This window comes from Gracilimonas amylolytica (assembly GCF_002911695.1).
Taxonomy (GTDB): domain Bacteria; phylum Bacteroidota; class Rhodothermia; order Balneolales; family Balneolaceae; genus Gracilimonas; species Gracilimonas amylolytica.
This window is the reverse complement of sequence record NZ_PQBS01000037.1, coordinates 522,439-538,109: the sequence shown is the minus strand read 5'-3', so window position 1 is coordinate 538,109 and position 15,671 is coordinate 522,439. Positions and strand designations below refer to the sequence as shown.

Annotated in this window: 16 protein-coding genes and 1 tRNA gene; 6 read left to right on the top strand and 11 right to left on the bottom strand. The window is 42.2% G+C overall.

Annotated features, from left to right (window positions below; all coding sequences use genetic code 11):
• Positions 1-225: 225 nt before the first annotated feature.
• The 6 genes from C3B73_RS11890 to C3B73_RS11865 all read left to right on the top strand — a co-directional run bounded on the left by C3B73_RS11890 (position 226) and on the right by C3B73_RS11865 (position 6,144).
• Entirely contained in the window at positions 226-705 is a 480-nt protein-coding gene (locus C3B73_RS11890) for a hypothetical protein (protein ID WP_103665813.1), read from the top strand.
• Positions 702-1,598 (top strand): hypothetical protein, encoded by an 897-nt coding sequence (locus C3B73_RS11885; RefSeq protein ID WP_103665812.1) that lies wholly within the window; start codon positions 702-704, stop codon positions 1,596-1,598. Before C3B73_RS11890 ends, C3B73_RS11885 begins: the two co-directional genes overlap by 4 nt.
• Positions 1,599-1,806: 208 nt before the next feature.
• On the top strand, positions 1,807-2,847 hold the full coding sequence (locus C3B73_RS11880; protein ID WP_103665811.1) for a hypothetical protein: 1,041 nt from the start codon (positions 1,807-1,809) through the stop codon (positions 2,845-2,847).
• Positions 2,848-2,967: 120 nt separating this feature from the next.
• Complete coding sequence (locus tag C3B73_RS11875; protein ID WP_103665810.1) at positions 2,968-4,401, top strand: lipopolysaccharide biosynthesis protein; 1,434 nt, start codon at positions 2,968-2,970, stop codon at positions 4,399-4,401.
• A gap of 112 nt (positions 4,402-4,513) precedes the next feature.
• The gene (locus tag C3B73_RS11870) at positions 4,514-5,296 is read left to right on the top strand and encodes a glycosyltransferase family 2 protein (RefSeq protein WP_103665809.1); all 783 of its coding nucleotides are present in this window, start codon (positions 4,514-4,516) and stop codon (positions 5,294-5,296) included.
• Positions 5,297-5,301: 5 nt separating this feature from the next.
• Entirely contained in the window at positions 5,302-6,144 is an 843-nt protein-coding gene (locus C3B73_RS11865) for a sulfotransferase family protein (RefSeq protein ID WP_103665808.1), read from the top strand.
• Between the two features lie 5 nt (positions 6,145-6,149).
• Here C3B73_RS11865 and C3B73_RS11860 read toward each other — a convergent pair whose 3' ends face one another.
• The 11 genes from C3B73_RS11860 to atpE all read right to left on the bottom strand — a co-directional run bounded on the left by C3B73_RS11860 (position 6,150) and on the right by atpE (position 15,643).
• Positions 6,150-7,610: a capsule assembly Wzi family protein gene (locus C3B73_RS11860; protein WP_103665807.1), complete on the bottom strand. Its 1,461-nt coding sequence runs from the start codon at positions 7,608-7,610 to the stop codon at positions 6,150-6,152.
• Complete coding sequence (locus tag C3B73_RS11855) at positions 7,603-8,538, bottom strand: hypothetical protein (protein WP_103665806.1); 936 nt, start codon at positions 8,536-8,538, stop codon at positions 7,603-7,605. The genes C3B73_RS11860 and C3B73_RS11855 overlap by 8 nt, the downstream gene beginning before the upstream one ends.
• Complete coding sequence (locus C3B73_RS11850; RefSeq protein WP_103665805.1) at positions 8,528-9,553, bottom strand: hypothetical protein; 1,026 nt, start codon at positions 9,551-9,553, stop codon at positions 8,528-8,530. Before C3B73_RS11850 ends, C3B73_RS11855 begins: the two co-directional genes overlap by 11 nt.
• 47 nt (positions 9,554-9,600) lie before the next feature.
• Positions 9,601-10,182, bottom strand: coding sequence for an MlaC/ttg2D family ABC transporter substrate-binding protein (locus C3B73_RS11845; RefSeq protein ID WP_232803186.1), 582 nt, complete (start codon positions 10,180-10,182; stop codon positions 9,601-9,603).
• 20 nt (positions 10,183-10,202) lie between these two features.
• The gene (locus C3B73_RS11840) at positions 10,203-11,588 is read right to left on the bottom strand and encodes a TolC family protein (protein WP_103665803.1); all 1,386 of its coding nucleotides are present in this window, start codon (positions 11,586-11,588) and stop codon (positions 10,203-10,205) included.
• 99 nt (positions 11,589-11,687) lie between these two features.
• A tRNA-Ser gene (locus C3B73_RS11835) sits at positions 11,688-11,774 on the bottom strand.
• Positions 11,774-12,670 carry an ATP synthase F1 subunit gamma gene (gene atpG / locus C3B73_RS11830; protein ID WP_103665802.1) on the bottom strand — a complete coding sequence of 299 codons (897 nt, stop codon included), beginning with the start codon at positions 12,668-12,670 and terminating at the stop codon, positions 11,774-11,776. The genes C3B73_RS11835 and atpG overlap by 1 nt, the downstream gene beginning before the upstream one ends.
• An 18-nt stretch (positions 12,671-12,688) precedes the next feature.
• Positions 12,689-14,296 (bottom strand): F0F1 ATP synthase subunit alpha, encoded by a 1,608-nt coding sequence (gene atpA / locus C3B73_RS11825; RefSeq protein WP_103665801.1) that lies wholly within the window; start codon positions 14,294-14,296, stop codon positions 12,689-12,691.
• A 34-nt stretch (positions 14,297-14,330) separates the two neighbouring features.
• On the bottom strand, positions 14,331-14,879 hold the full coding sequence (gene atpH / locus C3B73_RS11820; RefSeq protein WP_103665800.1) for an ATP synthase F1 subunit delta: 549 nt from the start codon (positions 14,877-14,879) through the stop codon (positions 14,331-14,333).
• Positions 14,880-14,886: 7 nt separating this feature from the next.
• Positions 14,887-15,402: a F0F1 ATP synthase subunit B gene (atpF, locus tag C3B73_RS11815; protein WP_103665799.1), complete on the bottom strand. Its 516-nt coding sequence runs from the start codon at positions 15,400-15,402 to the stop codon at positions 14,887-14,889.
• Between the two features lie 19 nt (positions 15,403-15,421).
• Positions 15,422-15,643 (bottom strand): ATP synthase F0 subunit C, encoded by a 222-nt coding sequence (gene atpE / locus C3B73_RS11810; RefSeq protein ID WP_103665798.1) that lies wholly within the window; start codon positions 15,641-15,643, stop codon positions 15,422-15,424.
• Between the last annotated feature and the right edge of the window lie 28 nt (positions 15,644-15,671).

Sequence of the window (15,671 nt, the reverse complement as noted above, 5' to 3'; positions counted from 1 at the left end):
GAATCGTAGGTTTTATCGGTTCTGATAACTAACAAAAATACGGATTTCTTGGTTCTCTTTTAAGAAATACTAACAAGTCGATGTCGGTTTCAGTAGCACATTAACTCTTGTACCCTACTATCATTGTGCAAGTAAATATTGTTAACATCTCCGTGATCGAGGAGTTACATTTAGTTAGCATAAATTCAATATCTTTGAGCTCTCATAAACCCAAAGATCTCCGGAGTGGATACATTTAAAAAGCATAAAAAGATCCTGTTGTGGACTCTTTTGATCAATATCCTGCTGGTGGCTACGCACCTTGGTGAATTCTGGCCATTTTCCATTTTCCCAATGTTCTCTCAGGCCGGAAAGGAATGGTCGCGGGGAGTGGTGGAGCAGGTAGAGGATTCTTCAAGAGCCGACCTATGGGAAACCAAGTCGATCTCCGAGATCGAGAACCGCATCTTGCCCCTCAAAGATTATGGGATACACGAGATCGATTTCGCCAATTTCATCACCAAAACAAAAGTGTGGAATGAAAAACGGCTCAATGGAATGCGCTCCACCTTTCAGATCGATCAATATCCCGGCGAAATGTGGCTGGCTACCCGCGTTAGAGGCTATATGGATGAAAGAGACAGTGTGGTCATAGAAGCCATTCCTATGTTTCTGTTTACGGCAGACACTACCATCAAAAATCCTCATCTATTCCCTGAACCATGATGAGAGTATTGCAAAATCTGTTTCAACTTGATGATCCCGATTCCGTTGGCACAAAAATTCAACTCAGGGCCTTTGAGTTCTTTGCTGTTATCTATACCCTCATTTATACCTGGGAATGGGCATTTTACATTCCAAGGCTGAGTGATGTGGTCCTCCCCCTCGGCCTGGCTAATTACTTAGATATCAGTATTTTTTTCTCCAATGATATTTCAATTTACAATGCTGTACTTATCAGTTTATTCACTCTTGTTCCTTTGCTTCTAAAACGAGTTAGGTGGCTGTATGCCATCGCCTTTGTGCTGTTTCACCTTCAACACGTGGCAAGGTTTTCTCAGGGAGAGATCCCACACAGTGCCAATCTCGTAGCCTTCAGTTTAATGGGATTGGGTCTGGCCGCCCTATTTTTTAAGGGTATGAAAAAGGAGCTCAGTTTTGCCTTTGGGTTTACCCTGTTCTTCTTTGGTCTCGGTTATACCTCTGCAGCCATCAGTAAGTTGGTTGCAACCGGAGTTACCTGGGTAGATGGCTATCATTTATGGCTATGGATGGGTGAAAAGAGTATTGATATCCTCTCTCTTCAGGGGGAATTTCAGTACAACTGGCTACAGGAGCTGGCGTTCAACAGCCGGTTTTTGGCCACTTTGATCCTCAGTTTTGGTCTGATCACGGAGTTACTTGGTTTTACAATATGGTTCAAAAAATTACGTCCGTACATTGTTATTATGCTGATCGGGATGCATGTCGGTATCGATCTCACTATGAACATCTTTTTCAAAACCTTCACCATACAGTTGATCATCATGGGTTTTTTCTGGAACCGATACATCAATGTTATACCCGGTATTGAAGCTCTAAATGAGCATCCATTGGTGAAGAAGATCCTCTTGTACTAACAAGCACAATGATGAAATGATTTATCGTCTAAATTGATTGAGTGAACACATAAATAATGATATAGCTATTACATTTTGAAGACACTAAAACGACCGTTTATTTATTAAGGCTTTCAAACATAATAAAAGTGTTCTATGATCATTTATGTAAGTGAAAGTTGTAAGTTATTTTTTAAATATTTTGTATTAACCATTTGATATTAATTTAATGTCAGCCAAGCTTTTAAAAGTTTTACCTGTTCTGCTCTTATTCATTGTTTCTCCACTTATTCAGGCTCAAACCCCGGAAGGAAGTTTCAGAGACACCACGCCCGAAGATTTTGTAGCTAAAAATCTGCCTTCCAAGTACTACAACGAACTCTGGACCTATCATGCCGACCTGAATGAGGACATCCAACTGGTGGTAACCTTCTCCATCAATGATTTCGGTTCCTCCTTTAAAGAACGTGTTACCGGCGGGAAACTAATGGTAGCCTGGAAAGATGGGAACAGTTACGTGGTCAACAAAGAATATTCGCCTGATGACCTGATCAGTGAAGCCGAAGATCATCACCTGAAACTTCACCCTGAACGAAATTACTGGGCCAAGGGGAGTCTGGATAATGAGCATCGTTTGTATTACAAGACTCAAAAAGACGGAATCAAATACGATGTGGATATCACTTTTTATGATATCGCCCAAGGCAAGGCGCTTGGAGATGGCGAGTATAAGATCGGTTCACATAAATTAGGGTTGACCATCCCCATGCCTCATGCCAAAGTAAAAGGATTTGTTGCCATCAACGATGATACCGTTCAGGTTACCGGAACCGGATATATGGACCACTTGTATCAGGACAATCTAACTACTGATCTGATCGACACCAGTTATCGCGTAAAACAGGGCGATGAAAAATATGGGTTTTACCTACATTTTCTTAAGATAAAGAGTAACCGCTCACGTTCAACCATTGGGTATGGAGTGGGCTACAAAAATGGGATGGCTTATCTAATCTCTCCATCCGGAATTGAGGTAAATCGCTCAAAAGGTGACCTTGACTTACAAACAACCTTTGGCACATATCAGGATGGCAAAATTGAAGTTGAGGCGTATGATATGCTCAATAAATACTCTCTGATCAACGAACTGGGTTCTGTTCAGAAGTTTTTTGTCAAAAAAGTAGTTGGCGGAGAACTTATTGAAATGCACGGAAATGCCCGCATTAACGGGAGCAAGGAAGGGTATTTCTACTACATGGATGCCAAATGAGCACTTGGCGCTGATCTTCAACTATTTAAATCACTTCCATTCTCTTACAGTTAGTCTTATATTTGGGGTTCTGTTCAATAAAATGATACACATCCGCAAATCTGATGAGACCAATTTATAATGAGTGAGACTTCTTTTGCCCGAAAAGTAGCTTCATCAGTGTTCTATAGCGGAGCCAGTTCTGTTGTCGCCCGTCTTTTAAATGCGGGGGCCTTATTTTATACGCTCAAGATCATTTCTGAATCAGAATTTGGTATTGCCGCACTGGCCATTGCTTTTTTTAATACAGCTAAAGCTCTTACTGAACTCGGATTGGGTGCCGCGATCATTCAGGAACGTAAAATTGGCAGAATTCAGATCGATTCCTTGTTCTGGATCAGTTTTATGATCTCTGCTGTGCTTTATGTAACCCTTTATTTTGCAGCTCCCTTTGTGGCTCAGTTTTACGAAACAGAGGTCCTTTCCCCCATGATCCGGGTTTATATGCTGGGAATCGTAGCTTTCAGTTTTTATATGATCTCCAGTAGACTACTCACACGGGAACTGGCTTTCAAAAAGATCGCTGTGATCGATAATGTGTCCCTCGCAGCTTCTGCGGGATTGATGATCTGCCTGGCGTGGGCCGGTTGGGGTGCCTGGTCAATAGTCCTCGCTGAATTAGCCCATAAAGTCGGCCAAATGGCGCTTAGCATGGTATTCAAACCATATTGGCCACGCTTGCAATTCAAATACAGTAAGATCAAGCATCTGCTAAGTTTTGGGTTATACACGGCCGGATCACATACGCTCCAAAAACTGTACATCAATGCCGATTATCTGATCATCGGTAAATTCTTTTCCATGGAATTGGTGGGGATCTATTCCTTCGCCTACCGGCTCGTTTTTGACACGGTTCAGGAACTTTCAAGCGTGATCAATCGTGTGGCCTACCCTGCTTTTGCCAAACTTCAGGATCAGGCAGACCGATTGCGTAATTACTTCTTCACCATGAGTAAAGCAAGTATGTTACTGGTTGGAACCGTGATGATCATCATCGGGACCTACATCGACTGGTTCCTGCCTATGGTGGGTTACGAGAAATGGATCGAAGCCGTACCCTACATGCGTATCTTTGTGGTTGTCGGGCTGGTTCAGTGCCTTATCACTCTTTTACCTAAACTCATCAATGCCAAAGGCGAGGCTCGTTTTGTGTTCTACTTCACCCTAAGTAATGCTATTGTGCTCCCTGTAGGTTTCCTGCTGGCCGCTCAGATCAGCATGCTGGCTGTCGCTTATGTGTGGCTAACCCTCTACCCTGTTATCTCAGGGGTGATATTCTACTTTGGAGCTAAAGTCACCCAAACTAATCCCTGGTATTTTGGCTTCAAGAGTTTTTCAGCCTTATACATTTTAGCTCCTATGACCGGTGTTGCCATTCTTACCCGTTACGGCATCAATTACTGGTTAGGCGGAGCCCACCTTGGTGGACTTATTCTGGCTTCTGTCTTCATTTTTACCCTGTCTATAGGGGTGATATGGTTCACAGAACGAAAGACTATCAATGCCCTGCGATAAACGGTTTATCCTTTTCAGTTGTCCACTTAGGGCAGATCAAATTTAGACTTACACCTGTGCTTTATTAAAAGTATTTTTAGCTGATCATCTTCACTTTAATTCACGGTCCAACATGCCGAACTCTCAGATATCTAATCCCAAAGTCAGTTGCCTGATGGTGACCGCCAACCGGCGAAACCTGGCTAAAAGAGCTGTTCAATGCTTTAGGAACCAAACTTATCCCAACAAGGAGTTGGTCATAATTGATGATGGGGATGAGGATTATTCAGGGATCCTTCAGGATCTTCCGGCTGAACAAGTGAAATACATCAAACTGGAAAAGGAGCCTGATTTCGTACTGGGAAAATTACGAAATCGAAGCCTTGAAGAAGCAAACGGAGACTATCTGATCCAATGGGATGATGATGACTGGTATCACCCGGAAAGAATAGCCATACAAGCCGAAGTGCTCGATCAGGGGTATGATGCCTGCTGTCTGGCTTCCTCCCTCATGCATCTGGATACGGATGAGTTTATGCTACATCCATATGTGGGTATCTTACCGGACGGTATTCCCGGGAGCATCATGCACCGTCAAAATAATTCGATCCGATATCCTGAAACGCGTCGTTCTGAAGATACCGTTTATCTTGAGGAATGGATGAAACTGCGATACCACAAACTGGATCATTCCTACAACTACCTGTTTTTGAGAGCCTACCATGGCAACAACACCTGGGAGAAAGATCACTTCAAGCGTCGTATCAGAAATTCACCAAAGGCATTAGTTCAGTATGTTTGGCATGCCATCGTTAAAAATGACCTGTTTGGTCACCCCCGCTTTCAATTGAGTGATGAAGCCACCAAAGCCTTTCGTCAGTACCTCAATGAATCCAAAGCCTTAAACCTGCTTTAGCCTTGATGAAAAAGATCTTCATAGTCGGCTGCCCACGTTCAGGTACCACCTTGCTCCAAAGTTTTCTGGCTTCGCACAGCGATGTTGTTTCATTTCCGGAAACTCATCTCTATTCCAAAACTATCTCCATCAATCCGTTGGTTCAGGCTTTAAGCTGGTACAGAACTAAACACCTAAATATGGTTGAGCGGATACTGACTGAACTTGAGGTTCCCATCAATAAAGAGATCAAAGAATTTGGCCATACATTCAGTACTGCAACATGGGTTCAGTTTTTGAATCTACAATTGGACCATATTGGGGAATATTTCAGGAGTAAAAATGAGACCTACCTTCTGGAAAAAACACCACGGCATCTGCATTTTATTGATCTGATTCAGTCCGCCGAACCTGACGCTCAATTCATTCATATTATAAGAAAGGGAGAAGATGTAGTAGCCAGCATGGTTGAGGCCACAAAATCAAACCCGAACGAATGGTCAGGAAATCGCTCTGTTGATACATCTATTTTTTGGTGGAACCGAAGCATCCGGCTCTCAGAAAAATTTATCGGGAGGCCTAACAACTATCACATCAGATATGAAGATCTGACTGAAAAACCGGAAAAGATATTACGATACCTCTTTAAAAAAATGGGCATTCCCTTTGAAGAGCAGATACTAACTGAATATCACAGGACCGCTGACTCCCTGATAGGTGATGACGAGGTCTGGAAGAATAAGAACACAGAAAGTAACCTAAGTACCTCCAATAAATTTGAAGCCCTGCCGGATAAAACCCGGGAGCATATCCAAAATAAACTCATTCGGTTTGATCACAGAAAAATCGATATCAATAATCTTAGTTGATTCTATTATTTGATCAGATCGTATTCCAACCTGACTGCGGCCCCTACCCGGTCACCATAAAGTTCACCCAGATCGGCCGTAATGTTGACCCCATATTTTAGCCTGTCATTACCGGGAAAAATTGAATTGATGCCCACCATAAATGAGTGATTCACCTTTTTCAGTTCCTCAAGGGGACGTAATTCAGCACAAACCCTGCCACCGGTTCCCGGACATTCTTCACGTGGAAGCCTGGTGATGATCTGATCTTCAACTACCCCATAATTTCGGGAATAGGTATATAGCACCTTATAGCTTAGAGCATTTGAAAGTTTACCTGACAAACCCAGATGATGTGCTACAATGATATTATTATAAATAGGCCGTTCTGTTGAACCGTCTGTGAGTAACATGGGGTTTCCGATCACTCGTCCCTGATAGGTCCAGCCGGTTCTGTAAATGCCATTATTGTAATAACTGGCGGTTCCCCTCGGTTCCCAATCATAGGAATCCATGCGCTTGGTGTTAATATGCTCCCAGATCACATTCTGAATGAGCTTTGTATCCTTAAGCTTAACGGTAAGCCCCCAGATCCCATCCCAGGGACTTCGAAACCGTGTTGAGACCTTATCCTCCAGGTAAAATAATCGGTAGGCTTTGAGGTCAACTTGACCAAAATTCATATGTACACTGAAGTCGTAGGCCGCCACTGAATTCCCAACTGCATTCGATTGCTCACCACCCGGGGCATTTTCGTCACTTGAACCGGTCGCAGTGATAACTTCCCAAAAGGTCTTGCTGCCGGACGGCAACGCTCCCCTGCTGTCACTGACTCCTCCCCACTGTACGTTGTGAACCACCCCGCCGCGCACATCGAGGAAATCATACTTGAAACTCAAATAAAAATATTTTTCGTGCAGGTATGCATCTTTTACATGCCGGTCATTTTCAAACCATCCATGAGCAAAAAGTCCGTTATACCTTACCACTCCGTTAGTACCCGGCACATTCAGAAATCCATCCGTTGAAAATGCGATCTTAGGAATGGGAGTTGCATTACGGCTATACATGAAAGAACCGGTGGAAAGCTCATCTTCTTTTAACGCTAATGGGTCAATAAATCGACCACCGGTTAATTTGAAGTTCCCAATTCCAAGATCCAGGTAGGCTTGATCAAAGAAGACCGTTGAATGGTCAGAGATCCTTGACGTCAGGTTTCCACCAAAATTGAGATCAAATGTGGAGTTACTAAACAGTTTTGCCTTCCAGTTGATGTAGTTCAACGCATTTGCCGACGACTGATCAACCCTTCCATCCTGATTGACGTGCGACCAAAATGGAAGCTCTTCATCAAAACCACTCAAATTAGTATTAAACAATACACCCGTTTTGAGGTCAATGTTCTCAGTATCATAATTGATCAACTGCGCATTACTCTGATAGGTGATGAATAACATAAAGGCACAAATGAAGGTCTTTTTAAGCATTGTTATCTAATTCTAAATCTTCTTTGGATGGTTCAACTTGAGTTTCGGTTCCCACGAACTTAGATATGAGGTAGGATACCACATTTAAAATTCGCTTTAAAATAAGATTTGCGGTAAGGATCCCAACCAGGGCTTCTTTCGGAAGGGATACAACGCCCGACATCTCTAAAGCTACGTTTACAAACAAGGTATCCGTACTTGGTAAAAATGGAATCCTGGAAGCTAAGATCTGAACGGCTGAGAATGTAAACCAAACCGGAATGGCAATATCCGGCCTTGCCACATGCCACTGCCATATTTGTATCACATTTATAAAGATGATCCTGGAGGCATGAAGAGAGAAGATCTTCAAACTATCATATCGGTTCAGGCTTAAAATAGTCTTTCTGAACCTGTAGATAAGTACTCCGGATATGATTATACCCATACCGATCAGTATCCAACTCCATCCATTTATACCCTCTGTATAATCAGGTAGGTTGATATATCCATTAGATATAAAAAATATCAACAAAAACACGGTTACGATACCTGATGCCAATGAAGACAACACATTGTTATCTTTTATGAATATAAAGACTTCTTTAGCCGGATCACTCAGGTATTTTTTTGCCCACATATATAAAAAGAATTCGCCTGAGTAGCCTACTACATCCGTATTCAGGACTTTTTTCTGAATAAATATCGGGAATGAATCTTTGAAACTGATAGGCCATTTAATTTTATAAATAAAGATCTCAGCCAGGGGCAACGAAAAGTAGATCACTAAGTACAGCAGGTAAAACGCAGGGATGGTTGGCAGGGAATCTAGTATGTCGGTCAACCCAATTTCGTACAGCTGATAGACCAGATATCCGACGATCGTGAACTGTATAAGTAGCCTTAGCGACTTCTTGATCAATTTTTTTTTCTCATCACTAAGCGTCATTCTTCGATCGACCTTCCAGGTCTGAAGAACCCCGTTGATAGTTTGGGCTGATGGCCTTTTCCCAGACTCTTTCAGAAAAATCAAAGAATGGCTGCTTTTCGTGGTACCAACCGAAATGCAGGCAATAGGGTGTTACCATCATATGGTCCCCTTTTCCGGGTATGATAGAAAAGATCTTGATCAGTAAATTTTTAAGCCAATCGGTCTTTAAGCCCCTGAAAGAATACACAAAATCATTACAGTAGTATTTACACTTCACGTACTCAAAATCTTCATCGTGTTCGGTTAAGAACTGAATGTAATCAAGCTGAGGACTTCGCTGACCCTGAAACCAGGCAAATATTGGAACGTTCAGTTTAGACATCGCCATTGCCAGGCTCCATTCACAGGATTCCTCGTTCCGCCCTTTCTCTTTTTTGCGGCTTTGAAAGTGTGTTTCAGATTTCCGGTTTAGCAGAGCTTTGGCTTCTTCACATACCTTTTTTGTAATGGTGTAATTTCTCGAGTACATAATCCCGGTCTGAGCGCGACTCAGATACGTCAAGCCAAATCGTTTCAATGTTCTTCTTCTTCTCAGCAATAATACATCCTTGACCACACCAATGCTTTTTGGAGCCCCGAAAAAATTATCAGACACCAAATTTCCGGTTATTGTAAACTCAAAGGCATCAAAAGATTTCCAAAGTGGATCAGGATCTTTACACCACACAATATCACTATCAAGGAAAAGATTTTTGTCAAAAAACAGGTAGTGAAAAAAATTGTGCTTGAAGCCTACTATTGAGGCATGTTCATCCGGAAGGTCGATCAAATGATCAAACAGGTGTTCAAGATCGTAACGTTTGATCAGGCTTTTGTGCTTTTCAGTACAAGCTAAAGCAACCGGCCTTTCGGTATCGTATCGCCTCAGTGTAGTGACCGAGGCTACAACGTGCTTCAAATACTTTGGGTGGCCATAACTGACATAGATATAGCCTTCTTTACCACGAGTATTACTTCCAACAGGCTTTAGCACGTTGTTTCGGTTTGTTAATGTTGCTTAAATATACAACAATTCGTGATCTATGCCCGGTCTGCTCTCTTACGCAGGCTGGTCATGAGGGAATCAAAGCCCTTTTGGTTGATGATCCGTTGAAACTGTCTGTTATAGGATCCGGCTGTTGATACATCATCAATTTCCATATCTGTAATGAACCATTCACCTTCTTTTTTCTGCATGTCGTAATTCACCGGAGTTCTCACATCATCAAGTTGTGCAAGGGTTTCGACACGAGCCTCATCACCATTTGCCGTAATACTATTGTAGGTAACCTTTGCACGATATATGTCAAGCTTGTTAAGGGATTGATCTCTTACAATGGTAGAGAAGAGTTCTACAAATTCAGTACGTTGCTCCTCAGAGATCGTATTGAATGTTTCGTCCAGGGCTTCTTTTGCCATTGCTTCAAAATCGATGATGCCGTTAATGATCTCCTTTAATTCAGATCTTTGATCATCGGTGTACTCAGTGCCTTCAGGTCCCATCAATTCTTTGATCTGCTCATCTCTTTGCTCAAGCAGGTTCTTGATCTCCTGATCAGCCGATTGTGCCAAAACACTGTTAAAGCCTATAAAGGTAAGTAATACTATTAGTGTGAGTCTCATCTTGTTCATAAAAATTAAGTTCAATTTGTGATCAGTGTGGTTAACGGGATACCTGCCGATTTATTTAGCTTAGCTAATGAAGAGTTGAATTCAAAAACTCGTTGTTTTAATTGTAGTTTGAGTTCCAGCTCTTTCTTCATGGCATCGATCAGGTCTTTCACATCTCCCATACCAAAATCGTAGTCCAATTGTTCCTGACGCAACCATTTTTTAGAGGTCACCAAAGCCTGATCGGTTTGCTTCACCTTGACGTCAGCCAGTGACGCTTGCCGATAATTATTATTCACTTCAAGCAGGATGCCATCTTTTGTGGCATCTTCGGCATAGTTGATCTTATTTAATTCGATCTGATTTCTCTCAATATTTGCTTTCATCGACAGGAAATTCAGGTTTTGCCTTATAGTAAAACCAAATCCACCACTCAATAAGTTCGTATTATTCTGTATGAATGGATTTGACTGCCTTGGACGATTTGGGGTATTGGCAAAATTAAGATATCCTCCTAAAAACAGGCCGGGTAAATTCTGCCGCTTTAGAGATGAGATGTAGGTACGAGTGGCTTCCTGCCCAATATTCAAAGCCTTTAATTCCGGGCGGTTACTAAATGCCGACTGTTGGTAGAAATCAACCGGTTCGATCTCTGCCGAAACAGGATCCAGGAATCTTACTTCAGGTTCATAGACTTCATTTTCCTGATTCCGGAGAATATAATTCCAGGTTTCCCGAACAAAATTCATATTTTCGGCAACTTCAGCTTTCTGTATCTCAAATTCTGCTTTGAAGATCTCAAATTTAAAGATCTCTGAATCATCCAGGCTCGTATCTCCCTCTTCCTGCATATCCTCTATCTGACTTTCGATCTGATCAAGTTTGTCCTGAGCCTCCTCAAGCAGACGTTCAATCTCCATGGCTAAGACTCTGCTGTAATACAGTTCAAATAGACGAATCTCGAGGTCTTCTTTTTTAGCCTCAAAACTGTATTGAGCTGCTTCAGCTCCCAGTCTTGCTGCATCAACGGCTTTGTTGATCGCTCCCCAGGTAAATAACGGTTGAGCCGCTGTCAGTTGAAAGCGGGTAAAGATGGCCCAGTTATCCCAGTCGTTACGCAAGTTTGGGTCTAAGTAATATTCATCTTCAGCTAATCCGGGTACATTGCTTTTAACCCCGGGTACGAGACCATGCTGACTGCTGAAATCGACACTAGGGAGTATGCGCTGGGCCTTAGCCTGGTCAAGTCTGTTTTCTGCAAGTTCTACTTCCTGCCGTTCATAGTCGATCTGGCCTGAATTATTAAGTGCTTTAGATAGAAATGTTTGAAAGTCGATTCTCAACGTATCCTGTGCCTGAATTTCTGCAGCGGATAACGCAAAGAAGATGATAAGCAGGTAACTGATTCGTGTTGTCATAATTTTTGTTTGATTTATGCCTTCAACGAATGCACGATGATAATATTTAATACCAATGGTTCAAAACAAAAATAGCCCCATAAAGGGGCTATTTTAAAGCGGAGAGCGAGGGATTCGAACCCCCGGAGACCGTGAGGCCTCAATGGTTTTCAAGACCACCGCATTCGACCACTCTGCCAGCTCTCCTAATTTTCACTAAGTGCCTGAGCACCAGATACAATTTCAGAAATCTCTGTAGTAATAGCACTTTGTCGTGCCTGATTGTATTCAAGTCTCAAGTCGCGCTCTAATTCCTTCGCATTTTCGGTTGCACTGTCCATTGCGGTCATACGTGCACCCTGCTCTGAGGCATTAGATTCAAGTACTGCTCTCCACAATTGCATGTTCAAATGCAACGGTAACAGTTTGTCTAATATGGCCTGTGAATCAGGCTCGTAAAGGTAATCAATCGTAGAAACAGATGCATTATCAGATTTAGAATTTCCAATAGTTTCCGGATCGATCGGTAACACCTTTTGAGTTTTTCTGTTCTGCGCAATTACAGATTTGAATTCGTTGTATGAGATATACACTTCATCAAATTTGCCATCAATAAATTGCTTAGTAGCAGAAGCCATGATATCAGAGGTCTTGTTATACTGAATATCATCGAAGAAACCCGGAAAGGCTTCAATAACATTATACTTTCGCTTTTTAAAATAAGCTGAGGCTTTCTTACCAATGGTGATCATGGACAGAGTCTCACTCTTCAAATGTGATGAGAAGTTACTCTGAATTCGGCTTTCAACGTCCTTGAATAGGTTATTGTTGAAGCCACCACAAAGTCCCCTGTCTGAACCGATCACAATAAATAACACATTTTTAACTTCTTCAGGCTTACGCATTACAGGATTTGCAGTCTTGGTATTATTAGCAAGTCTGCCGGCTACTTCTTCAATCTTAGAAGCATAAGGACGTGTATTATTCATTTTGTCCTGTGCTTTCCGCAATTTGGCAGCCGCAACCATTTTCATGGCTTTAGTGATCTGCTGTGTATTGTTTACAGAAGATATCCTGTTTCGTATGTCTCGAAGATTCGCCATTAATCCGTCCGGTATAAATTAGTTAGCTGTGATCTGATCAATAACTGAATTAGCGATCTTGATCAATTCATCACCAAAACTATCGTCTAATACGCCAGTTTCTGACAGTGATTGCATTTCCTTCTCAAACTTGATTCCTACAGTTTCGAGGTATTGCTTTTCAAAATCACTGATCTGCTCTACAGCAAGTTTATCTAACAGACCCTCTGAATTGATCTTCAACAGAGCAATTTGTTGCTCAACAGGCAATGGCTGATATTCACCCTGTTTCAATAGTTCTACCGTTCTTTCACCTTTTCTCAATTGAGCCTGAGTAGAGGCATCAAGATCAGATCCGAACTTAGCAAAGGCTTCAAGCTCACGATACTGAGCCAGGTCAAGTTTAAGGGTACCTGAAAGTTTCTTCATGGACTTAACCTGAGCAGACCCACCCACTCGAGATACCGAAGTACCTACGTCAATAGCAGGACGGATACCCTGATTAAACAGATCCGTATCAAGGAAGATCTGACCATCGGTAATAGAGATCACATTGGTCGGAATATAGGCTGAAACGTCACCGGCTTGAGTTTCAATAACCGGAAGAGCCGTCAGTGATCCTCCTCCTTTAACCTTTGGTTTCAGTTCTTCAGGTATGTTGTTCATTTTCTTGGCTACTTCATCATCATTGATGATCTTAGCAGCACGTTCAAGTAAACGACTATGCAGGTAAAATACATCACCAGGATAGGCTTCACGACCTGGAGGTCGTTTCAGTAGCAGGGAAAGTTCACGGTATGCAACAGCCTGTTTTGAGAGATCATCATAAATTACAAGCGCGTGACGACCAGTATCACGGAAGTATTCACCGATAGCAGCACCGGCAAATGGTGCAATATATCTAAGTGGAGCTGATGTACTGGCAGGTGCAGCTACAATGGTCGTGTACTTCATGGCACCGTTGTCTTCCAGTACCTTACGGATGTTAGCAACAGTTGAACCTTTCTGACCAACAGCTACATAAATACAATGTACCGGAGTATCAGTATCCTGTGTAGATTGCTGATTGATGATCGTATCAATAGCTACCGCAGTTTTACCGGTTTGACGGTCACCAATGATCAATTCACGCTGCCCTCTACCGATCGGGATCAGAGAGTCAATAGATTTCAGACCTGTTTGAAGTGGTTCAGCTACCGGTTCGCGATAAATTACACCGGGTGCTTTTCGCTCCAGTGGTAATTTGATCGTTTCTCCGCTTATACTGCCCTTTCCATCAATAGGTATACCAAGTGGATTGATCACACGACCTAAAAGTCCCTCGCCTACCTGAATGGAGGCAATATCGTTGGTTCTTTTAACAGTGTGACCTTCTTCTACGGCATTTGCAGATCCGAAAAGTACAATACCTACGTTGTCTTCCTCGAGGTTAAGTACCATTCCGGTCACAGGATTACCGTTGTCATCTTTGGAATCAGGCAGTTCAACCAACTCACCGGCCTGTACTTTAGACAATCCGTAAACGCGGGCAATACCATCACCCACTTCAAGTACGGTACCTACATCATAGGTATCTGCCTCGTTGTCGAAGCCTGAAAGTTGCTTTCTTAATATGGCTGAAACTTCGTCTGGTCTGACTTGACTCATCTTATATATCTAGTTAAAAAAGGTTTTTATAATTTTATTCCATAGCTGAACTAAGGAATACATCTTCAAGCTGTTCTAATTTATGCTTAACGGTACCATCGATCACAGTGTCTGATATCTTAATGGCCATCCCGCCCTTAAGATCTGCATCCACTTCTTCAGTGATCTGAACTTTTTTACCTGTCACAGAAGCGATCTTATCTTTTACATTAGATAATTGTTCTTCTGTAAGTTTCTGAGCAACAGATATCTTAGCTTGGATGATACCGGCGTGATCGTTATATATTTCAATAAACGAATTTGCGATCTGATCGATCATGCTCTGACGGTTTTTCCGGGCGATCAGGGAAATGAACTTATGAACAAGCTCACTAACCTTTCCTCCAAAGATCTCTTCAAGGGCAGCCACTTTTTTCTCAGGCTTGATGATAGGACTCTTTAAGAACAGCAATAGTTCTCTTGAATCATCCAGTGTAGCCTTAATAAACAGGATATCCTGTAGAGTTTGCTCAACTTTATTATGTTCTTCAGCAAGCTCTAAAAGTGCTTTTGCGTACCTTCCTGAAGCCTTAGATACCAGCATGTATTAATTAGTTTTTAGATAGATCGGTTAAAAATTTATCTACCAGCTTTTTATTCTTTTCATTATCAAGCTCAGAATCAATGATGATTGAAGCTGATTTAACGGCTAATTTCGCCACTTCGCTTCTCAATTCATCAAGAGCTTGTTTTTTCTCCTGCTCGATAGTCGCCTTGGCCTGTTCAATAATTTGATCGGCCTCCTCTTTAGCCTTATTGATGCGCTCAACGCGTATCAACTCAGCTTCATCGACGGCTTCCTTGCGTATTTGCTGAGCTTTTGCTTCAGCTTCACGTAAGGCTTTCTCGTTATCTTTAGAGATCTTCTCTGCTTTGGCAATCGCCTTTTCAGCTGCCTCTAAAGATTCCTTGATGTTTTGCTCACGATCTGTGAGTGCCGTCATAATTGGAGGAACGGCGTATTTCATCATTACCAGAAGAAATATGATCAGGGATACTAAGATCCAGATCGCAAACCCGGTATTAAATGACAGTAAACCGCCTCCACCTGCTAATAGGAAAGTCATGATAGTTACCTACCTTTAATTATTGACCAATTCCAAGCGCAAGCAAAATACAAATAACGGCACCAAGCAGAGCAACACCTTCAATAAAGGCTGCGGTCAAAATCATCGCACCGCGAATGTCTCCAGAAGCTTCTGGTTGACGTGCAATACTTTCTGTAGCGCTTTTACCGATCATTCCGATTCCGATTCCGGCACCAAGTGCAACGATTCCAGCTCCGATACCTGCTGCTAATAATCCCATAGTTCTGTTTGTTTAGTTTTTATTGATG